Annotated in this window: 20 protein-coding genes; 3 read left to right on the top strand and 17 right to left on the bottom strand. The window is 43.5% G+C overall.

From position 1 onward, the window contains the following. Positions 1 to 41 precede the first annotated feature (41 nt). From NSQ26_RS04310 to NSQ26_RS04260, 11 genes are all read right to left on the bottom strand, one after another. Positions 42 to 1,658, bottom strand: a complete 1,617-nt coding sequence (locus tag NSQ26_RS04310) for a DEAD/DEAH box helicase (protein ID WP_090776162.1) — start codon at positions 1,656 to 1,658, stop codon at positions 42 to 44. Next, a complete protein-coding gene (locus tag NSQ26_RS04305) occupies positions 1,655 to 2,908 on the bottom strand; it encodes a competence/damage-inducible protein A (RefSeq protein ID WP_499719325.1) in 1,254 nt (417 codons plus the stop codon). The genes NSQ26_RS04310 and NSQ26_RS04305 overlap by 4 nt, the downstream gene beginning before the upstream one ends. Positions 2,909 to 2,956: 48 nt before the next feature. Continuing rightward, positions 2,957 to 3,535 (bottom strand): CDP-diacylglycerol--glycerol-3-phosphate 3-phosphatidyltransferase, encoded by a 579-nt coding sequence (pgsA, locus tag NSQ26_RS04300; RefSeq protein ID WP_090776160.1) that lies wholly within the window; start codon positions 3,533 to 3,535, stop codon positions 2,957 to 2,959. A gap of 110 nt (positions 3,536 to 3,645) precedes the next feature. After that, on the bottom strand, positions 3,646 to 4,494 hold the full coding sequence (locus NSQ26_RS04295) for a helix-turn-helix domain-containing protein (RefSeq protein ID WP_499719323.1): 849 nt from the start codon (positions 4,492 to 4,494) through the stop codon (positions 3,646 to 3,648). Between the two features lie 136 nt (positions 4,495 to 4,630). Further along, entirely contained in the window at positions 4,631 to 5,398 is a 768-nt protein-coding gene (locus NSQ26_RS04290; RefSeq protein WP_090776158.1) for a DUF3388 domain-containing protein, read from the bottom strand. A 175-nt stretch (positions 5,399 to 5,573) separates the two neighbouring features. Further along, the gene (locus tag NSQ26_RS04285; protein ID WP_499719321.1) at positions 5,574 to 5,819 is read right to left on the bottom strand and encodes a DUF3243 domain-containing protein; all 246 of its coding nucleotides are present in this window, start codon (positions 5,817 to 5,819) and stop codon (positions 5,574 to 5,576) included. Between the two features lie 68 nt (positions 5,820 to 5,887). Beyond that, positions 5,888 to 6,595, bottom strand: a complete 708-nt coding sequence (gene ymfI, locus NSQ26_RS04280) for an elongation factor P 5-aminopentanone reductase (protein ID WP_499719319.1) — start codon at positions 6,593 to 6,595, stop codon at positions 5,888 to 5,890. Position 6,596: 1 nt separating this feature from the next. Continuing rightward, positions 6,597 to 7,886: an EF-P 5-aminopentanol modification-associated protein YfmH gene (gene yfmH, locus NSQ26_RS04275; RefSeq protein WP_499719317.1), complete on the bottom strand. Its 1,290-nt coding sequence runs from the start codon at positions 7,884 to 7,886 to the stop codon at positions 6,597 to 6,599. Next, complete coding sequence (yfmF, locus tag NSQ26_RS04270) at positions 7,883 to 9,166, bottom strand: EF-P 5-aminopentanol modification-associated protein YfmF (RefSeq protein ID WP_090776154.1); 1,284 nt, start codon at positions 9,164 to 9,166, stop codon at positions 7,883 to 7,885. The genes yfmH and yfmF overlap by 4 nt, the downstream gene beginning before the upstream one ends. A gap of 118 nt (positions 9,167 to 9,284) precedes the next feature. Further along, entirely contained in the window at positions 9,285 to 9,998 is a 714-nt protein-coding gene (locus NSQ26_RS04265; RefSeq protein WP_176763884.1) for a GntR family transcriptional regulator, read from the bottom strand. Positions 9,999 to 10,061: 63 nt separating this feature from the next. Further along, on the bottom strand, positions 10,062 to 12,395 hold the full coding sequence (locus NSQ26_RS04260) for an FtsK/SpoIIIE family DNA translocase (RefSeq protein WP_499719316.1): 2,334 nt from the start codon (positions 12,393 to 12,395) through the stop codon (positions 10,062 to 10,064). Between the two features lie 241 nt (positions 12,396 to 12,636). Here NSQ26_RS04260 and NSQ26_RS04255 point away from each other — a divergent pair, with 241 nt between their 5' ends. Then, entirely contained in the window at positions 12,637 to 12,939 is a 303-nt protein-coding gene (locus NSQ26_RS04255) for an alpha-helical endospore appendage domain-containing protein (RefSeq protein ID WP_090776151.1), read from the top strand. A 93-nt stretch (positions 12,940 to 13,032) separates the two neighbouring features. Here NSQ26_RS04255 and NSQ26_RS04250 read toward each other — a convergent pair whose 3' ends face one another. The 5 genes from NSQ26_RS04250 to mmgD are packed head-to-tail and all read right to left on the bottom strand — an operon-like array spanning position 13,033 to position 18,959. Next, positions 13,033 to 14,496, bottom strand: a complete 1,464-nt coding sequence (locus NSQ26_RS04250; protein WP_499719314.1) for a CoA-acylating methylmalonate-semialdehyde dehydrogenase — start codon at positions 14,494 to 14,496, stop codon at positions 13,033 to 13,035. Beyond that, positions 14,493 to 15,398: an NAD(P)-dependent oxidoreductase gene (locus NSQ26_RS04245; RefSeq protein ID WP_499719313.1), complete on the bottom strand. Its 906-nt coding sequence runs from the start codon at positions 15,396 to 15,398 to the stop codon at positions 14,493 to 14,495. The genes NSQ26_RS04250 and NSQ26_RS04245 overlap by 4 nt, the downstream gene beginning before the upstream one ends. Positions 15,399 to 15,453: 55 nt before the next feature. Continuing rightward, entirely contained in the window at positions 15,454 to 16,362 is a 909-nt protein-coding gene (gene prpB / locus NSQ26_RS04240) for a methylisocitrate lyase (protein ID WP_499719311.1), read from the bottom strand. Between the two features lie 12 nt (positions 16,363 to 16,374). Then, complete coding sequence (locus NSQ26_RS04235; RefSeq protein ID WP_499719309.1) at positions 16,375 to 17,811, bottom strand: bifunctional 2-methylcitrate dehydratase/aconitate hydratase; 1,437 nt, start codon at positions 17,809 to 17,811, stop codon at positions 16,375 to 16,377. A gap of 29 nt (positions 17,812 to 17,840) precedes the next feature. Further along, entirely contained in the window at positions 17,841 to 18,959 is a 1,119-nt protein-coding gene (gene mmgD / locus NSQ26_RS04230) for a citrate synthase (RefSeq protein WP_090776146.1), read from the bottom strand. A gap of 315 nt (positions 18,960 to 19,274) precedes the next feature. Here mmgD and NSQ26_RS04225 point away from each other — a divergent pair, with 315 nt between their 5' ends. Beyond that, positions 19,275 to 20,591 carry a YheC/YheD family endospore coat-associated protein gene (locus NSQ26_RS04225; RefSeq protein WP_499719307.1) on the top strand — a complete coding sequence of 439 codons (1,317 nt, stop codon included), beginning with the start codon at positions 19,275 to 19,277 and terminating at the stop codon, positions 20,589 to 20,591. Between the two features lie 135 nt (positions 20,592 to 20,726). Further along, a complete protein-coding gene (locus NSQ26_RS04220) occupies positions 20,727 to 21,227 on the top strand; it encodes a hypothetical protein (protein ID WP_499719306.1) in 501 nt (166 codons plus the stop codon). Between the two features lie 176 nt (positions 21,228 to 21,403). Here the strand turns inward: NSQ26_RS04220 and NSQ26_RS04215 are convergent, their stop codons facing one another. Then, positions 21,404 to 21,838 carry a peptidylprolyl isomerase gene (locus NSQ26_RS04215; protein ID WP_499719305.1) on the bottom strand — a complete coding sequence of 145 codons (435 nt, stop codon included), beginning with the start codon at positions 21,836 to 21,838 and terminating at the stop codon, positions 21,404 to 21,406. Positions 21,839 to 21,852 lie beyond the last annotated feature (14 nt).

Here is a 21,852-nt window from a genome sequence, read left to right as displayed (position 1 = left end):
ACCTTGTTGTGCAACCGGTGATGACCTCTTATTTTTGTATACTAGCGTCGTCTCGCAGATGAAGGAGACGGTGAACGATCGCGCTTAGGACGTGGTTTCGCTGGTGATAAGTTCACCCGTGCCCCATTCATGCGCGAATAACGCAACGCTTCATACACAAACGGTGCTGCTGACTCTGGCACATCAACAAATGAGAAGTTCTCAAAAATATCAATGCGGCCAATCGCTTGTTTTGGAATACCGACAAGAGTACTAATTTCTTCAGCAACAATCTTCGGCGTGAAATTGACATTTCTTCCAACGTTAATAAAGAAACGCACCATGCCTTTATCTGCACCCGTCTCACCAAAGCTATAGCCTGTATCTTCACCCTTGTTTTCAGTAGAAAATTTCATTTTTAATAATGCTGCAATGACGTCTTTCGCTGACTGTGTCTCCAAAATCTCATCTACCAACGGAGAAAACAGTTCCATCTCTTTTCCACCTTGCGCAATGGTCTCTTCAATGAGGTTTTTCCATGAGTTTTGTTGTTTTTCAACGACTTCTTCAATCGTCGGGACTTCTTGTGATGGAATGGTCATTTTTATTTCTTTTTCGATCGCCCGTAAATGTTTCATTTCTCTTGGGGTCACAAGTGTCAATGCAACACCCTTACGTCCAGCGCGCCCTGTACGTCCAATCCGATGTACATAACTTTCTGGGTCTTGCGGAATGTCATAATTAATCACATGGCTGACATTCTCTACGTCAATCCCTCGGGCAGCTACATCTGTTGCAATTAAAAATTCGATTGAAGCTTCACGAAACCGTTTCATCACGACATCACGCTGTGACTGTGTAAGATCACCGTGTAGACCATCAACTAAATAACCACGAGCTTGCAATGCTTCCGTTAATTCTGCCACTCCTTTTTTCGTCCGGCAAAACAAAATACCAAGTTCAACGTCATCACTGTCGATAATACGACACAAGGAATCAATCTTATTACGCTCCAACACTTTATAATATAACTGGTGAATGAGTGGCGCGGTCACTTCTCCTTTATTAATGGTCACTGTCGTTGGCTTCACCATATATTTACGTGACAATTTGCGGATCAGTGGCGGCATTGTTGCCGAAAAGAGTAGTGTTTGCCGAACATCATTCACTTCTTTTAAAATCGATTCAATGTCATCAACAAAGCCCATATCTAACATTTCATCGGCTTCATCCAATACAACTGTGTGCACTTTATCTAAATGTAATGTGCCACGGCGTAAGTGATCAAGCATTCGCCCTGGTGTTCCTACCACAATTTGCACGCCTTGTCGCAACGCTTTCAGTTGATGACCAATTGATTGCCCTCCGTAAATTGGTAATATCCGAATTCGCTTATACGCCGAAAGCTTTTGCAATTCACCAGATACTTGGATCGCAAGTTCTCGAGTCGGTGTCAAAATCAATGCTTGAATATGTTGTGCCTCGGTCACTTTATCAACGACGGGGATACCAAACGCAGCTGTTTTACCTGTTCCTGTTTGCGCTTGACCAATCACATCACCACCCGTCAAAATGGCTGGAATGGCTTTTTCTTGAATTGGAGATGGCTCTTCAAACCCCATCTCTTGAATCGCTCGCTTCACTTGCTCTGAAATGTTGAAATCTGTAAAATATGTCATTTGGTTCCTATACCCCTTTTTAAGTGTTCCAATAAATAAAACAAACTGTATTTCACTGCACGTGCTCGTATAGTCTGCCGGTGACCATTAATCATGAGCCGCTTTGTTATCATTTGACTGTCAGGAAGTTTCATTGCCAGCCACACCGTACCCACTGACTGACCCTCCATTTCCTCAGGGCCGGCCACTCCTGTTAGCGCAATCGCAACGTCTGATTGATAAAGTGCCTGCACACCTAGTGCCATTTCATGTGCACACGCCTCACTAATCATGCCTTCATCCGTTAACGTTCGTGCTGACACACCTAATATACTTTTTTTGGCACTGACCGAGTAAGCTGTCACCCCACCTACCAATACGCGGGAAACGCCAGAAATCGTCGCCAGTTCACTTGTAAACAAACCTGCTGTTAAGCTTTCCGCAACGGCAATCGTCCAGTCATACATCTTTAATCGCAAATACACTTCTTTTGCCAAAGATGTATCGTCATAACCGTAAAAGTAATTGCCTATCTGCGAACAGATTGCTTTCTCCACTTCATCTAGTCGACGATCCGCTTCAATTGGATCCGCATGTTTGATAGTCAAGCGAAGCGTCACCTCGTCATTATTTGCAAGTGGGGCAATGGTTGGATTCGTTTGTGTCTGTAATAATGAGTCAAGCTTTGCTGCAATTGTTGCCTCGCCAATCCCAAAAAAACGTAACACCCGTGACTTAATCATCATTTGCTTATTGCCCCCCTGTAAAAGGGGCAATAATTCGTTCAACACCATCGGTTTCATTTCCTTCGGAGGACCTGGCAATAGCACAATCATCTTCCCATTTTCACGTGTATACATCATCCCAGGTGCAAGCCCATGCTTATTTTGCAATACCGTCGACTGCGCAATAACGAGTGCTTGCTTCCGGTTGTTTTCCGTCATTGGATGACCACTACTGGAAAAATAGTCCTCCATTGCCCTCACTGATTTTAAGTCATACACAAGGGGACGCTTACAAAAATGTGCAACAACTTCTTTTGTTAAATCATCTTTAGTAGGCCCTAATCCACCAGTTAAAATGAACAAATCGGCACGTGAATCTGCGATAACGAGCGCAGACTGTAACCGATGTTCATTATCCCCAACAACCGTATGAAAATGAACATCAATACCGATACAAGCCAATTGTTGTGACAAAAATTGACCATTCGTATTCGCAATTTGCCCGAGCAATAATTCCGACCCAACGGCAATAATTTCAGCCTTCAAGCAGCCCGCTCCTTTCTTGAAGGAAGTCCATAGAAGAAACAGTGTCTATTATACCGACCGTAAGATGATATGCTTATTCTTAAGGAAATAATCGATCCCAGACCAAATGGTCAACACGACAGCCACTTGTAAAGCAATTGTCGCAAACGGAATTGAGAGAGCCGAGAAAGGTATGTTATGTAATAAGCTCGCAATGATCGCCACCATTTGTGAAACTGTTTTCCATTTCCCTAATGCACTTGCCGCAATCACATCTCCTGCAGATGCAGCAACAAGACGAATGCCTGTTACTGCAAACTCTCGGCTAATAATAACAATGGCAATCCACGCTGGAACCAGTTGTAATTCCACTAAGCCAATTAATGCAGCAGCTACAAGCAACTTATCTGCAAGTGGGTCTAAAAACTTACCAAAACTCGTTACGAGGTTTCGTTTCCGGGCATAATAACCGTCCAGCCAATCAGTCGCTGCTGCAACAATGAATAATGCTGTCGCAATCAGCATCGCATACGTAATGTCTTCACCAAAAATCTTTAACTCCCCAAACGGAAACTCCACAAGCATAAATAGCATGAAAACAGGAATTAATATCATCCTTGCTACGGTAATTCTGTTCGGTAAATTCACGTTCTTCCCTTCCTTTGCTAAAACTTGCATACTATTTTGCTACATCTTCTTTATTGTACCATAGTTAGAACGATAAAAGGAACGTTGTATACAAGTTAGAAAATCAGCAGCTACTCAAGAGTCTTCTCCAACTCAACGACAATATATTGCCTTGTCGGCTCTGGCTCAATTTCAATTGAAAGACCGTTCACTTCTAAAGTGACATCGGCAGCATTCCCAATGTTAAATTCCACCGCCGACCACGACGAGAGATCCGGCTTAAATACACGGCTTTCACTGTAAGCATCGATGTATTCAACGTCTGTTGTTTGACCAGGTTCGCGTACACCAACGTAAGAGTCCCCACCTTCTATAATCGTCACAACCGCCGAAAATGCGTCTACGCCAGTCAATGTATATATTTTGCGATTGCCTATCTTTTCTTTTAATGAAAGTTCTGCCTGAGCTTCTTCTGCTACTGACTTGTTATCCTCTTCACGCTTATCGTCTTTACTAGCGGGTGCTTTCTTCTCTTCCGACGTATGTTCATCTTTTCCAGGCGTCAGGGTCTCACTGCTAAACACACCTAATTGCCACGCAATGATTAATACGACAAATAGCATGCCTACAAGTAAAAAAGCAGCAATCATTTTGCGGGGTATGGCACTTCGTGTCTCACTTTCCCCTTCGTTTGTTGCTTTATTCCTCTCTGATCTCGCTGGCAAAGGTGTTGTTTTTTCTTGTGCATCAGGCAATTCATGTTCATACGTTTTTAATAATGTTTCTGCATCAAGGTTCATTTCTTCTGCATAAGCTTTCACAAACGCCCTGGCATAAAAAATTCCCGGTAACCTATGGAAGTCCCCTGACTCAATTGCCTGCAAATAGCGCTTCTGGATTTTTGTTGTACGCTGCAAATCATCCAAAGTGAGTTGCTTCTCTTCACGCACTTGTTTTAAGTGATTTCCTAATTCAGACATGATTACACCTACTTGTTTCGGGATACTGAAGTCAGTCATCAGGTCAAGACACTTTCTTAAATAAACAAATCATTGAAGACTTCTGTCTTGAATTTCTGTCATAATAGACTATGGCTTCTGATCTCTGACTTCTAGATTAACTAATATCAAATGAAGAAAATCCAGACTCCACCATTTCATACGTAATTTCTTCAGCATCGTCATTACGTAATTCAATAATGCAATCAAAATCTTCTAGCTCATACTCTGTTTCGCGAATGAAAATATCTGGATGCTCCACAACTTTGACCGAGGGTAAGCGCATAATGTCGTCAACAAGAAGTCGATGCTTTTCTGTCGCACGCATTGTCGACACAATCCCATCAATAATAAAAATATGGTCCCCTTCTAGCTCATCATCCGCCAATTGACTGCGCACCGTTTGTCGCAATAACGTGGAAGAAATAAAAGACCAGCGCTTGTTTGCACACACACTTGCGGCTACAACTGACTCTGTTTTCCCAACACGTGGCATCCCACGAATACCAATTAAATAGTGCGCATCCTTTTTCATCAACTCAGCCATGAAGTCAACGAGCAAACCTAGCTCATGGCGAATAAAGCGAAATGTCTTTTTCTCCATCGCATCACGCTCAATGTAACGCCCATGTCTAATGGCTAATCGATCGCGCACACGTGGTTCACGAAATTTTGTTACCGTCACATTTCCGATGGTATGTAAAATCGCCTTAAAGCGCGTCACATGGTCATCGTCCACACTTCGTAGTAACATCCCTCTTCGCGTATCGTTTACCCCATTAATTGTCACGATATTAATTGACAACATCCCGAGTAAAGATGCAATGTCTCCAAGTATGCCCGGACGGTTTTCATGCAGTTGGTACTCAAAATACCACTCTTTCATCGTACCACACCTTTCATATCAAAATGCGGAATGCAATGACCAACTCATTCATTTGCTACGCTGGATACCTGATTTTATCATATAAGATTTTGTTGTCAAATGAAAGGGGTTTTCTTAATACAGAAATTTTTTTCAAAAAAACGCCGCACGTAATGGCGGCGTTTTTATTATTTCATTATTGGTCCACTAACTTCACCATCATATGGGCAATCGCATGACGCTCTTCTGCATCAGCAACACGACACAATTCTGCCAGCACGCGCTCTTGCTCATTTTTCGGCTCTACTTGTTCCGCTAAATAAGCCCCCACTTGCTCCGCAACATCAGTAATGACCTCTTCACTCATTCCTTCTTGTTGCGCCTGTTCAAGTCGACCACCTAAAAACTGTTTCCAATGATCCCAGCTGTCTAAGACAGACATGTGCATTCCCTCCTTGTTCATATTCATACAGACATATCATCTGCTAAACAGAAGGAAGTTATACATTTTTAGCAAGACCAGCCGCCATCTACAGAGAGAATGTGTCCGTGAATATATGTTGCTTGTTCACTGACTAAAAACGAAACCGCATCAGCAACCTCTTTTGCGCAGCCTAATCGCCCAGCTGGAATTTCTGCAGCAAGCATCGCTTTCTCGTCCTCAGAGTACGTGGTCAACATCTTTGTCGCAATTGCCCCTGGTGCTACGCCGTTGACACGGATACCACTCGGCGCAACTTCTCGCGCTAAGCTTCTTACAAACCCATTTAGGCCACTCTTTGCTGAAGCATACGGAACTTCCATACTTGCGCCCATACTGCCCCAAATGGATGAAATCGCCACCACATTTCCTGCTTTTCGTTCAATCATTGTTGGCAGCAGTGTACGTGTAATGCGAATGGGGTTCAATAGATGAACATTCATGAACGCAACAAGCTTTTCATCCGTCACATCTTGTAACAACGCAGGCTCTGCGAAACCGGCTCCATGTATAATGATATCGGGACATTCAGGTAGCGCCGCCACAAGTGTGTCCGCACCAGCAAGCGTCGTCAAATCGGCTTGTATCCATTTAATATGACTGTGACGATCGCCCAAAAGCTCTTTCCGTTGTTCATTTTGATGGTAATGCGCATAAATTAGCTCAGACTTGGGTGCAAGAACATCAACGATGGCCGCGCCAATATCTCCCGTCGCACCAGTAACTAAAACACGCATATTACTTCTCTTCGTCACGGACGATGCAAATTGTTTGGTAGTCAGCTGTGAAATGCTCCGTTAAGACTTTCTGTAAATCATCAAGTGTTAACGTCTCTAGCGTCGGCACGACATCAAATAAATTCATCTCGTTGAATTGGTAGCGGGTAAACTCATTTGCAATAAAATCGGGCGAATTCAACGAGCGCAAGAAAGCCCCAATTTTCTTTTTAATCGCACGGTCTGCCTCTTCTTTACACAAGCCATTTTTTTGATGCGCTTCTATCGTTTCAATGATTTTTTTTGCAAGTTGGTCTGGGTTGTTACTGTCCCCACCAATAATTGAAAAGCCAAAGCCCCATTCTGCCGTATAATCAAATGAGAAGGAATCATCAATATCACCCGCTTCATACAACGATTCGTATGCTTTAGAGCTAGGTGAAAACATTAAATCTAATACCACTTGTATGGCCAGTTCATGCCTTAATAAATCTGTCCCTTGTCGTGTTGGCTCCTTTTCCTTATAACCAACAAAACATTTCGGCGTCTGTACCGGCATCGATATCGTCCGTGTGGCTACGTGAACTGGTGTTGTTTCAGGTGCAACATGGCGGACAATGTCTTCAGATGCTGGGAACGTTTTAGCCGCTTGATTCTCTCGCACGAGCGTCATCATCGCTTCAGGATCGACAGGACCAACAATGAACAATAACATATTACTTGGATGATAAAACGTTTCATAGCACGTGTACAGATCCTCTTTTGTAATCTCTGTAATGGAAGGAATCGTCCCGGCAATATCAATCTTTACAGGATGCGCCTCAAATAAATTTTCGATCGTACCGAAATAAGCGCGCCAATCTGGATTATCATCGTACATCGTGATCTCTTGTGCAATGATCCCTTTTTCCTTTTCTACCGTCTCATCCGTGAAATATGGCTTCTGGACAAAGTCAAGCAATGTTTTCACATTCTTTTCAACTTGCGTCGTACTTGAAAACAAATACGCCGTTCGTGTGAAACTCGTAAAAGCATTGGAGGAAGCGCCTTGTTCTCCAAATGTATGGAACACGTCCCCATCTTCATCTTCAAACATTTTATGCTCAAGGAAGTGCGCAATGCCATCAGGCACTTTGATTGGTTCGTCTTTACCAAGCGGAACAAATGTATCATCAACCGAACCGTACTTCGTTGTGAACGTAGCAAACGTTTTATGAAAACCATCTTTTGGTAAAATATAAACGTCTAATCCGTTTTCCAACTGTTCGTGGTATAAATATTCGCCTAGTTGCTTATACTCGAGCCGCTTCACTTTGCTTCACCTGCCCCTGTCAAAAAGTAAATCGTGTCTAGCTCCCACTTGTTCGCAGCCTGCACAATGTCTTCTTTTGTCACTTGTTTAATTGCCTCGGCCCTGTCTAATAAGGAGCGACGAGCGTTTGCGACGACTTCGTGATATGACAACTCCACAAACCCACGTGCTGTATCGACTGCTTCCCACAACTGATTTAACAACATGCTTTTTGCTTGCGCAATGTCTTTTTCGGTGAAATCGCCTTGCTTCATTGCTGTAACTTGTGCTTTAATAATCTCCACTGCCCGATCATATTTGTCAAATTCAATTCCTGACATGACCATAAGTACACCTTTATGACTTTCCAACCTGGAAGCCGCGTAATAAGCAAGGCTTTCTTTTTCGCGAACATTTATGAATAGCTTTGACGATGGAAACCCACCAAAAATCCCGTTTGCGACTTGCGCAGCTTCGTAATCATCATCGGCAAACGTTGTATACGTGCGATACCCCATATGGAGCTTTCCTTGCTTCACTTTTTGCTCGTCACGAACAACCTTCTCTTGAACAACTGACGGGCTTGGTGCACTTGCTGCTTGCTGTGCTTGAATGGACCGCTCAGCCCCAAACAACTTGGAAACAGTCGTTTTTGCTGCTGTTTCATCAAAACTACCAACAATAAATAAATCCATCCGGTCATGCGCCAGCATTTGCTTATATACATCATAAATATTTTCCGAAGTAAGCGTGGCTAAATCTTCTTCACGCCCATAAGCAGGCAGACGATAGAGCTCCTCAGAAAACATCTCTTCTGTAATACGTACATTTGCATAACGCATTTTATCATCGTATACCGACTGGATCCGTTGCTTTAGCGCGCGCTTCTCTTGCTCAACAATCGCTTGAGAAAATACGCCATCCTCTTGGTTTGGCTCAGTGAGCACTTCGTGTAGCAATGCTAACGCTTCTTGAAATAGCGTAATCTGATCAGATAAAAACCGTTCAGAAGCAACATCTATACGAAATGTGATTACGTGCTGCTCCCCTTTTTTCTGCACATCTGTTGCCAGCACTGCGCCGTACATATCATCTAACTTTCGCTTGAGCGCCATTCGGTTCGGGTGCTGCTTCGTCCCGCGTTGCAAAATATGTGGGATGAGCGCGCGGGCTGTCACCGTATCTACAGAGAGAGGCGACTTGATCATTAAAATACAAGAGATTGTTTTAAACTTATCGGTCTGCCACAAGTGAAGTTGCACCCCACCACATGGCTGCGATGATCCATTTACATTTGTCATTTATACACATCCTCATTTATGAATTTCCATACCCAACACAACATGAACGTCTTTTCCTACTTTAACCATTATTGCATGTGAACACACTTAAAAGATTTTACTTCACAAATCACAAAAACTATTCCCGACGACGAACAACATGAAACTTAAATTTGTCGGCTCGAAAATAATTTAAAGAATAAAGAATCGCTTCATCTGACTCATCATAATGTAACTGTTTCAATAGCAAAAGTGACGTTTCTGGCGGACAATCTAATAATTGTGTCACTTCATCATGATAGCCAATTGGCTCAATCTCGGTTACTGCATAGCGAATCGTCCGACCCGTCTCTTCAAGGAATTGAAAAATCGATTTTGTTTCATGAATTGAATGATTAGCTAAAAATATTTCTGGGATGACGTCCAAACAATATACAATAGGTACACCATCGGCCGTTCGGACCCGTTCGATATGTAGAATGTTCATCGTATCAGCACATTGGAAGCGTTGCTGTTCCTCTTTTGTTGCCTCCTTTAAGGAAGATGACAAAAAGATTGTGCCCGGTTCCATATCTGCTTTTATGATCATGTCAGTGACACTTGCTAACTCTTCCATTCCCGCTGAAAATAATGGCTTCGTATGTACAAATGTCCCGACACCATGACGTCGAATAACAAGCCCGTCTTCTTCTAATAGTCGGAGTGCCTCTCGCAATGTCGCGCGACTCACACCTAATTGTTTTGCCCATTCAAATTCGGTCGGCAATTTTGCTCCTTCTTCATACCCCTCAATGTCTGTCTTTAGCTGGTCGATCACTTGCAAATAAAGCGGCCGCTGATCCCCCTTGATCACAGTACCCATCTCCTCTTTTCATCACTTGAACAAGAATAGACATTGCATCCTGTCAGTCCCGTACTACGATGTCTCTTCTTCATCAATTTTCCTTTTCACGTACACTTGACGTGGTTTACTTCCCTCATACGGACCAATGATCCCTTTTTCCTCTAATTCATCAATTAAACGCGCAGCTCTTGAATAACCGATTCGAAACCGACGCTGCAACATCGACACCGACGCACGACCACTATCAGTCACAAGTTCCACAGCTTGTTCAAACAAATCATCTGTTTTTTTATTTTCAACAGAAGTTGTTAGAGGCGATGTCATTTCTTCAGCATACTGCGCCTTTTGTTGAGAAATGACGTGAGCCACAACCCGCTCAACCTCATCATCAGATAGAAAGGCGCCTTGAACACGTGTTGGTTTTGTCGCACCCATTGGCAAATAAAGCATATCGCCACGACCTAATAGTTTTTCGGCTCCACCTGTATCTAATATCGTTCGAGCATCTGTTTGTGAGGAAACGCCAAATGCAATGCGGGAAGGAATATTCGCTTTAATAACACCGGTAATAACATCGACCGAAGGCCGCTGTGTTGCAATCACCATGTGAATACCAGCTGCACGTGCCATTTGTGCTAGCCGAGCAATTGCATCTTCAACATCACTTGAAGCCACCATCATCAAATCTGCAAGTTCGTCAACAATGACAACAATGTACGGAAGAGGGGCATGCTTCACCAATTCTCCTTCTTTGCGTTGACTTAATCTCACATACTCATTATAGCCTTCCATATTCCTCGTTCCTGTATGCGAAAACAAGTCATAACGTCGCTCCATTTCGGCAACAACCTTTTTCAACGCTTGCGATGCTCGCTTTGGATCCGTGACCACAGGAGCAAGTAGATGAGGAACGCCATTGTACACATTTAACTCAACCATCTTTGGATCAATCATAACAAGTTTTACTTCATGAGGCTTCGCTTTCATTAAAATGCTTGTAATAATGACATTCATACAAACACTTTTTCCACTCCCTGTTGCACCGGCTACAAGTAGATGAGGCATTTCATTCAATGCCGCGAGTACTGGCTCCCCAGAGATGTCTCGTCCTAATCCCACAGCCAAAACCTCATGTTGTCGTTTAGAAGATGCCCGCAACACTTCTTTTAACGAGACAAGGGCGACTTCTTGGTTCGGCACTTCAATACCAATTGCAGGTTTTCCTGGAATCGGTGCTTCAATTCGAATGTCTTTCGCTGCCAGTGCGAGCGCTAAGTCATCTGCTAAATTGACAATCTTGCTTACCTTTACACCAACACTCGGGTTTACTTCATATTTTGTCACAGCTGGTCCTAGGTGCACTTTCGACACACGCGCATTGACGCCAAAGCTCTCCAATGTCTTCTCTAATTTATGTGCGTTTGCTGTTAATTGTTGTTTTTCTCGTTTCTGATCTGGATTGTCTAATGTGGCAAGCAAGTCAAAGCTAGGGAGTACATACGCTTCATTCTCTTCTTGCATCTCTTGCAATGGTTGCGTAAAAAATGTAGCCTCACGCGTTAACTCTTCCGGTTGATGTGCACCAAGCACTGCTTTTTTGCGATCGTGTACTTCCGTGTCTACTTTTACAGCAGGGTATTCTGTAAAATCAACAATTTCTGGCTCTCCTTCTGGCTCTTTTATGAGCGCTTCGTTTTCCGATGCGATCGACGTTACCGTACGTTTTTTCTTTCTCTTTTGTCTTGCTGTTCTTTCCTCTGCCATCTTCTCCCGAGATTGCTCGTGCCATGTCCGTATATCTGTCCAAATAGATTTACACATGTCTGTTATAAACAAATAACTACGCCGATATAACTTGCCAAACAACGCAGAAAGAGAGTAGCCCGATATTAAAATTGCACCACTCATAAGTAAAATAAAACACAATAAGTATGTACCCGCATTAGCAAATAAAAAGTGGCTCGCTGCATAACCAACTGCACCGATCATTCCACCACCTAAGTCATTTGACGTAGGTTGCGTCATCTCGTTCCAAAATAATGCCCATGTAGTTCGCACAACCGATGCATCTGAAAGTTCATCATTCGCCTGCAACACATGAAAAAGACCTGCATGTGTCATCATTGCACCAGAAAGGACAATAATGTATACACCTGCCATTCGACGAGACCAAAGGCGCGGTTTTTTTCGTTTGAACATCATATAAACGGCTAACAAAAAAAAGGAAAAAGCCAAGAAAACGAACCATTCTCCAAGAAAAAATCGAAACAAACGGACAAACGCTTCCCCCACACTTCCTAATCGGGCTAATGTCACAATCGAGACAACAAGCATCGCTAACCCGATTAATTCAAACGTAAGTTGCGATTTCCACTCATTCTTTTTTCGCTTCTTACGTTTCGCCATAGCCTCACCCCTCTCGTCCCCAATCGCTCTACTATTATAGCATACTTCGCTTTAAGGGCGGAAGAAATGATGATAGATTTTTTCTTGTCTATATCAACATAATGATGCCTATTTCCATAAAAACTGTCACACATATGCATAAACATACATATTTTATCATAGAGGGGGACATAAGACCTCGTCCTAACGATGTACAACCCTTTCCACCTCCCTCTATACTAGTGCGAAAGGAGAGATACTCATGGGTCAACCAACAATGCCTAACTTTACGCCTGACATTGCATTATCACGCGATCAAGTCATTAACCTGATTCTTGCTTCCATCGCAATGGAAGAAATGGGGTTAGCACATATCATTAATGCAGAGGGGGAAAAAATTCAATATGTGCTAGGCACATTAAATGGCGTCACTGGACCGCCACCAACTATCCAACAAGTGCTATCCATCAATGAAAGTGTTGGAGAAATGTTAGATACGATTTTCAAAAAAGAAATCATGCTTGATTCTAAACTAAAATCAACCATTGATCTCTTAGATTTGTAAAGATCATTGTCCACACTTGCAAAGAAGCGATAACGAAAAACTGGTGATGCTATGTAAAAGCGCACCAGTTTTTCTTGTGTGATTGCGTATGCCTTAATTAAACCACCGTTCCGTCACCACTTTTTTCCGTGTGTAAAATTGAATCCCATCGCGACCATTCGTGCCTAGATCTCCAAAGAAAGACGCTTTATTCCCCGCAAACGAGAAGAAAGCCATCGGCGCTGGCACATTGACATTGACACCGATCATACCAGCATCAATGTTGTTACGGAAATATTGGACACTTTGCCCGCTTGATGTATAAATGACCGCACCATTGGCAAAGCGAGAACGATTCGTGAGTGTGATGCCTTCATCTAAATCTTTCACACGAACGATACTAAGCACGGGGGCAAAAAGTTCCTCTTGCCAAATGGTCATATCAGGTGTGACATTGTCAAACACCGTCGCCCCAAGATAGTAGCCATCGCCCGCTGCCTCACCACTTTTACGCCCATCTAACAGTAACGTTGCCCCTTCTTTTACCCCTTGTTCAACATAAGAAAGGACACGTTCTTTATGAGATTGACGGATAAGCGGGCCAACGAAGTGTTCATCATTAATACCATTACCAACCGTCAACTTTTCTGCTTCTTTCATCAATGCTGCAATAAATTCATCCGCAAACGATTCCTCCACAGCGACAACCGAACAAGCCATGCAGCGCTCACCACTTGAGCCAAACGCAGCGCCAATGACACCTTGTACCGTTTTTTCAAGCTCACAGTCACCAAGGACAACGGCATGGTTTTTTGCACCAGCAAGGGCTTGCACACGCTTGCCATGCGCCGTACCAACTTTATACACATGACGGGCGACGGGTTCTGAACCGACGAAGGACACGGCTTCAATATCATCATGTTCTAAAATCCCGTTAACAACGTCTTTGCCACCATGAACCATGTTTAAGACGCCCTTTGGCAAGCCCGTCTCATGCATCAATTCAACTAAGCGCTCCGCTAGTAACGGTGTCCGCTCCGATGTTTTTAACACAAACGTGTTTCCAGCGGCGATCGCAAGCGGGAACATCCAAAGCGGCACCATCATTGGAAAGTTAAACGGCGTGATGCCGGCCACAACACCGAGTGGATAACGCCAAATTGCGCCGTCAATGCCGCCCGCAATACCAGGGAGCGCATCTCCCATCATGAGCGTTGGCGTCGCAGTCGCGAGCTCCACACATTCAATCCCGCGCTGCACTTCGCCACGCGCATCTTTGATTGTTTTGCCATTTTCTTTTGTAATGAGTTGGGCAAGCTCTTCGCGGTTTTCTTTTAGCAAGTGCAAGTACGAAAACATGTAGCGCGTCCGCTCTGGAACAGGAATCGTCTTCCACGTCGCATACGCCCGTTTGGCACTTCGTACCGCCTCGTCAAGTTCTTCTTTCGTCGATAACGGCACGTGCACGAGTGTTTCATCTGTTGCTGGATTTGGGACGCGCTCCGTTTCAGTCGAAGCAGACGCAACCCACGCGCCATCGATCCAATTTTCTACTGTCCTCACGTTCACTGCTTTCATGTGACATTCCCCTTTTCTGCTTTGAAAGTAATCGACTGCTCACCAATACGTTCATAAATGACGGCCATATCTTTCGCGCCTAAGCCGGAAGCTTCTGCGTCTGCATATAAATCGACAAGCGCCTGACTGATGGGCAAATTTAAATCGTGTGATGCTGCAAGGTCCATCGCAAAGCGTAAGTCTTTGTTTAATAGCGCCAATGTGAAACCAGGTTCATAGTTTTCCTTCGCCATAAATGACTTGTAATTGCGCTCATAAATACGGCTTTGACCATAGCTAACACTTAACACATCAAACAAAAAGTCTAAATCCAAGCCACTTTCCCGCGCCAGTGTCAGTGCCTCAGCGACACCAGCAGTATAAAAGCCGATTAACAAATTATTAATCAATTTTGCATTCGTGCCACTATCATAGCGTTCCCCTAGGTGGAACACGTGGCTGCCTAGTTTGAGTAGATGCGGACGTACTTGTTCAAGTGTCTCTTCCGCTCCACCGACCATAAACGTCAACGTCCTCTTTTCAGCACCAATTACCCCGCCACTAACTGGAGCAGCTAAAAAAGACAGCCCCTTCTCTTCTGCTCTTGTGCCAATTTCCACTTCCAAGCTCGGTGCAATTGTGCTCGTATCAACCAAAATGACATCGGCTGGACATGACGAAAGCAATCCATCACGAGCCAAATACACTTGTTTTGCCGCTTCTGATGATGGCAAACTTGTAAAGATTAACCCACAACATGCCGTCATCTCCACCAGTGACTGCGCAATTTCTCCACCCGCATCTTGAAAGCGCTCACATGATTCTTTATTCAAATCCAAACCTACAACCTCATACTGTGAAGCTAGTAAATTTTTTGACATCGGTAAGCCCATATTTCCGAGTCCGATAAACCCGATTTTCATAGACAACACCTTTCTGTGAGCAAGTAGCCTACGTAAAAACGTAGGCTACTCCTATTTATTGGTCTTTTGATAACACCGTTTTTGCGACTGATTGATCGAGTGCCTCAAATTGATCATACGCGATTGTCTCATACAACTCGCTGCGCTTTTGCATATCTTCTAAACAACCTTCTTGTGTCCCGTCCGCGCGAATCGCTTGGAACACACGCTCATAAGCTTTGGCGGCAACCCGCAGCGACGTCACCGGATAAATGACCATATCACAACCCATTTGCTGGAAAGCCTCCGCTGTATAATACGGCGTCTTGCCAAATTCCGTCATATTAGCCAAAATCGGCACGTCAATTGCATTGGCAAAGGCACGGAATTCCGCCTCACCTTGTAATGCTTCTGGGAAAATGGCATCGGCACCGGCCGCGACATACGCTTTTGCCCGGGCAATTGCTGCATCTAACCCTTCCACACTACGCGCATCTGTTCGCGCGACAAGCACGAGCGACGGGGCTGCTTTTTTTAAGACGGAAATTTTTTGTTCCATTTCCTCCGTTGACACGAGCTTCTTGCCGTTTAAATGCCCGCATTTCTTCGGTAAGTCTTGGTCTTCCATTTGCACAGCCGCAACATGCGCTTCAACCATTTCCACTGCTGTCCTTGCCACACTGAGTACACCGCCAAAGCCGGTGTCAATATCGACAAGCAACGGCAAATTGGTCGCCCGCACAATTTCCTTTGCCCGGGCAGCAACTTCATTTGACTGAACAATGCCAAGGTCAGGTAATCCGAGGCTCGCGGTATATGCAGCCCCAGATAAATATAAACTTGTAAAGCCAGCTTTTTTTGCCATTAAACCCGCCATTGCATCGTGCGCACCGGGCATTTGCAAAATTGTGGGTGCTTTCATTTGCTGCCGGAAGGAATCAGCCAATTCTTTTTGTGTTGCCCATTGATCAACAATCCATGGCATAATATTCTCCTCCTACAGCGCGAATAAGTCGACAAAATCAGTTGCACTCATCTTGCCGAGCACATCCGTATCTTTACACGCTGAAAGAATCGCTGTCGCTTGTTTCGCTGCATAATGCGTGTGGATGTTCGCTTCAAACTTTTCTTGAATAAATGGTACTGCCTCATCACGGCGGAAACGATGACCAAGTGGGTACTCAATCGCAATTTTGTCTGTTGAAGAACCGTCTTTAAAGAATACTTGTACCGCGTTAGCGATTGAGCGCTTGTTCGGATCTAAATAGTCCTCAGTGTATTGCTTGCTTTCCGTCACGATCATTAAATCACGTAAACGATCAATCCGCGGATCACGCGCAGTTTCATCTTCATAATCATCCGCAACAATATCACCTTTTAACAAGCCAATCGCCGTAATGTATTGCAGGCAATGGTCACGGTCAGCTGGATTATGAAGAGGTCCTTTTTTATCAATGATACGAATCGCCGATTCATGCGTCACAATCTCAATCCGATCAATGTCATCTAAGCGATCAATGACTGATGGATGTAAGCGCACCGCACACTCTGCTGCTGTTTGTGCATGGAACTCAGCTGGGAACGACACTTTGAACAAAATGTTTTCCATCACATACGCATCTAGATCGCGGGCAAGTGTCACTTCTTGCTTCTTGAATAACACATCTTGGAAACCCCAACCCGGCGCAGACAGTGCTGTTTTATAGCCCATCTCTCCAGTAAGAGCTGTCATTGCCAAAAAGACACCACGACTCGTTGCATCACCAGCCGCCCATGACTTCCGTGAACCTGTATTTGGTGCATGACGATACGTCCGCAATGCTGCATTGTCAATCCAAGCGTGAGAAACCGCATTAATAATTTCTTCACGTGTCCCGCCAAGCATGCCGCACGTCACCGCTGTCGTCGCCACTTTCACAAGCAATACGTGATCAAGCCCAACGCGGTTAAAACTATTATCAAGCGCGAGTACCCCTTGAATTTCATGTGCTTTCACCATGGCAATGAGGATGTCGCGTACTGTGAGCGGCGCTTTTCCTTCTGCAATGTTTTTTCGGCTCAAATAATCTGCAACAGCTAAAATACCACCAAGATTATCAGATGGATGGCCCCATTCTGCTGCTAACCACGTATCGTTATAATCGAGCCAACGTACCATTGTGCCGATATTATATGCCCCGCGAATTGGATCTAATACGTGGGACGTCCCTGGTACTTTCACGCCATTTGGAACAACTGTGCCTGGCACAACCGGTCCAAGCATTTTCACGCACTCTGGGTAACGTAACGCGAGCACGCCACATCCAAGCGTATCAACAAGCACGTGAGCCGCAGTCTGAAGCGCCTCTTCACTCGTAATCTCTTTTGTTAATACATAATCTGCAATTTCTTCTAACAACCGGTCTGTTTTTACTGTATCTGTTTGTGTTGTCATTGATGTGTGCCTCCGTTTTTTCAGTTTAATTATGAAATCGAGTGATGCCGTGGTCCTGTATACTTCACCCGTGGACGGAACAATTTATTGTCGTTATGCTGCTCCATCACGTGCGCGCTCAAACCGACTGTTCGTGAAGCAAAGAAAATCGGTGTGTACAAGCCAATCGGAATGCCGAGCATATAATATACAGGTGCTGCGTAATAATCCAAATTTGGATAAATACCTTTTTCTTTTGCCATCACTTGCTCACCTGCCACGCACATACGAAGCAAACGATCGTCACCGGCTTTTTCAGATAGCTCAGTCAAAGCCTCTTTCATAATGAGCGCACGAGGATCCATTTTCTTCATATAAACGCGATGACCAAAGCCCATCACTTTTTCTTTTTGTGCCAGCTTACTCCGCAAAAGTGCCTCAAATTCTTCCGGTGTATCCGCTTCCAATAACATGTACATGACTGCTTCATTGGCACCACCATGCAAATGTCCTTTGAGCGACGCAACCGCACCCGTTAATGCGCCATACATATCGGATAATGTTGAAGCAATGACGCGAGCAGTAAACGTTGAATTAGGCATTTCATGCTCAGAATATAAGAGAAGTGACTGATCAAATACACGTTCTTCAAGTGGTGTCGGTTCTTTCCCTGTAATCATATACAAGAAATTGGCGCTATAAGATAAAGACGATTTTGGTGCTAACACCTCATCACCGACAAGTACACGATAACTGCTAGCGACGATCGTCGGTAACTTTGCCAATAAATCATACGCACGCGCTGTATTCACATGCTCACTGCGGTCCTCTAATTCACGGTCAAATCCAGCTAACACTGAAATCCCTGTCCGCAACGCATCCATTGGATGGGTTGCTTTCGGTAATTGCTTTAATACATTTAATACAGTCTCAGGTACTGTATAAGATGTACTTAATTTCTTCGCTAGCTCATCCCGTTCCACATCCGTTGGCAAAGTTCCTTTCAAAAGCAAGTGTACAATATCCAAATACCCATGTGTTTTTGATAGTTGAATCAAGTCATAACCACCAATGACGATCTCTCCATTTTCTGTATCAAGAAACGACAACTTTGTTTCTGTTGCGATTACGCCATTTAACCCTGGAGAATACGTTTGTTCGACAGTCAATATGATCCCTCCATTTGCTTTTTTTGTGAAATACACCCATCGAGTAAAGCGCTTACAAATATTACCTTTCTGTATACATTTGCTTTTTCGTTGGAAGGGTACTGAAACTTCACCCTCTTTCAATGTACCATAGTTAGAGATAATCGGCAATGTTGATCCAAATAAACATTACAAAACAAATCTTCTAATTACCGTCGCATTTTGTATAAATTTAGGCATCTTTTCACAGCCCTTTTTTGCCAAAACCTTTATACGCGCCCGAACTAAACAGAATATTTTACATATAATGCCAATATACTACAGGAGGTGTTTACATTGTATGTCAAATGGATGATTACACAAGAATTAAATTGTCTCTATTTCCCGGTTGCATACAAGAACTCAGCCACGTTATCAAGGAAAGTGACATTTCATTTTGGACATTGGCAACGAGAGTTAGAAGTGCGGTTTAAAGAGGAACTCCCTGAAAATACGTTTGGCCTTTCAATCAACATCATTCGTGATCTTTTTATTCCAGACGACTTAAACTACGATATTTACCTGAAAGAGAACCATGTACATGTGGGACCTGTCATTTTGTATCTAGTTTCTAAAAGAATGTTGAGAGACTTAGATGCACTAAGAGAGAGAATAGAAAATACCACACCATTTAATGGACTTATTTTACTTAGCACACCTTCCCACATTGATATGGACGATAAGAAAATTACAGGTTACTATTTCTATCCGGGGTCTCATCAAACGGAGGCTTCATGGAAAGAAGGTACATTTTCTTATCCCGATGTTATTTTTAAAAGGGTTCCTATTCCTACAGAGGTTAACAATGACCTTTACGAAACATTAGGTGGACGTTTATTCAACTCAACTTTTTTTGATAAATGGGACATGTGGCAATGGCTAGCCCCTCATAAAACCATTAAAAACCACCTACCACATACACAGCAAATCCACGCATTAGATAGCATCATAGAAATGTTAGAAATGTACCCGTCTGTCTATTTAAAACCTAAACACGGTTCACAAGGAGCTGGTATTATTGAAGTGAAGAAGAAGAAAGGGTCCTTTCAAATTACAGACGACAGTAACACCATCACACATACAGATACACTTGCTAAACACCCCGTAATTAAAAAAGTAATGAAAAAGAAAAAGAAGTATCTAATACAACAAGGCGTCCCCGTTTCGCACGATTCAAGAAACATTGATTTTCGTGTGTACATGCAAAAAGATCATACTGAGAGATGGACATGCTCCGGCATGATTGCACGCTTTTCAAAACCAGGTAGCATTACAACAAATTTGCGCAACCTAGACTATTTACTACATGGAAAAGAAGCATTGAAAATACTTTTTAATTCCAACGATACCGCACAATTGGAACAAGAGATTATTGCTATTTGCAAAAATGCCTGTAAACATCTTGATGAACATGGCTGCTTTGCAGATATCGCCATCGACTTTATTATTGACCACAATCAACACGTATGGCTATTAGAAATGAACAAACGTTACGCTTATAAAAGCTTTTCTATCCTTGAAGAAGAAGCACTTTTCCGTAAAGTCATTCGCACACCTTTTCAATACGCGCGATCTTTAGCAGGATTCCCAAATAGTAAATCGAATAAAAAATAACACAAAAACTTCGGGGTGATAGAGGGGGCTTCTACCGGAAAGTGATTAAAAAATTGGAGGAGACCAACAACGTTTTGCTACTGTTGGCTCTCCTTTTTATGTTACAATGAACTCATTCTAGAAAGGAGGGTCATGATGAGCGAGTCACAAATTATGCAAGCACTCAAAGAATTAAGTGATTTAACAGCAGGCTTATACACACGTGTAGAGGAAGTTGGCACGCAGATGTATCGCCTTGAAACAACCGTACAAGGGCTTGAAACGAAGGTGCACGGTCTTGAAACAACCGTACAAGGGCTTGAAACGAAGATGCACGGTCTTGAAACAACCGTACAAGGGCTTGAAACGAAGATGCACGGTCTTGAAACAACCGTACAAGGGCTTGAAACGAAGATGCACGGTCTTGGAACAACCGTACAAGGGCTTGAAACGAACTTAAATGACTTTCGGACAGAGATGCGCATGTTTCGTCTTCACACGGAAAAACGGCTTGATCAACTTGAAAAAAATTCAAAAGAGCTACTTGCTGGGCATCAACTTTTTCTCGAAAAATATTACGAACATGACATCCAAATCCGTTTACTGAAAGATATGCATAAAGAAAACCTTGTATCAAAAAAGGAAGCTACATCATAAATCTTCCCTCGACACCACGAATTGTCCTTTTCTACGCATATCATGGTTGTATATTTAAAAAATCCCGCACCTTTTAAAGGCGCGGCTTCAAACACCCTCGACGTGATCACTCACTATGATTGCCGCGCCTGTCTACTAAACAAAGACCGCATCCTAGATGGATACGGCCCAAAAAATTACTCTTCCCAAACTTTTACTTCCTGCATGACATCGCCTGGCTTAATACGATAAATGTGATCGATTCCTTCCACCACTTGACCAAACACTGTATGCACCCCATCCAAATGTGGTTGTGGTTCGTGCACAAGGAAAAACTGCGATGAACCAGTGTCTTTTCCTGCATGAGCCATTGAAAGTGCGCCAGCAACATGTTTATGTGGATTGCCTGTCGTTTCACATTTAATTGTTGTGCCACTTCCTCCAGTACCATTACCAGTCGGACAACCCCCTTGGGCAACAAAACCAGGAATCACACGATGAAAAGTTAAACCATTGTAGAATCCCTTATTTGCTAAGTCCGCAAAATTCTTTACGGTGCCCGGTGCTGCATCTTCATAAAACGCGATCACCATTTTTTCTCCGTTTTCAAGTTCAATACTCCCTTTTTTCATAAAAAAACCTCTCT

Source organism: Bacillus sp. FSL W7-1360 (assembly GCF_038592975.1).
Taxonomy (GTDB): Bacteria; Bacillota; Bacilli; order Bacillales; family Bacillaceae_D; genus Shouchella; species Shouchella lonarensis.
Note: the sequence above shows the minus strand (reverse complement) of the source record. Positions and strands in the feature narration are given on the sequence as shown.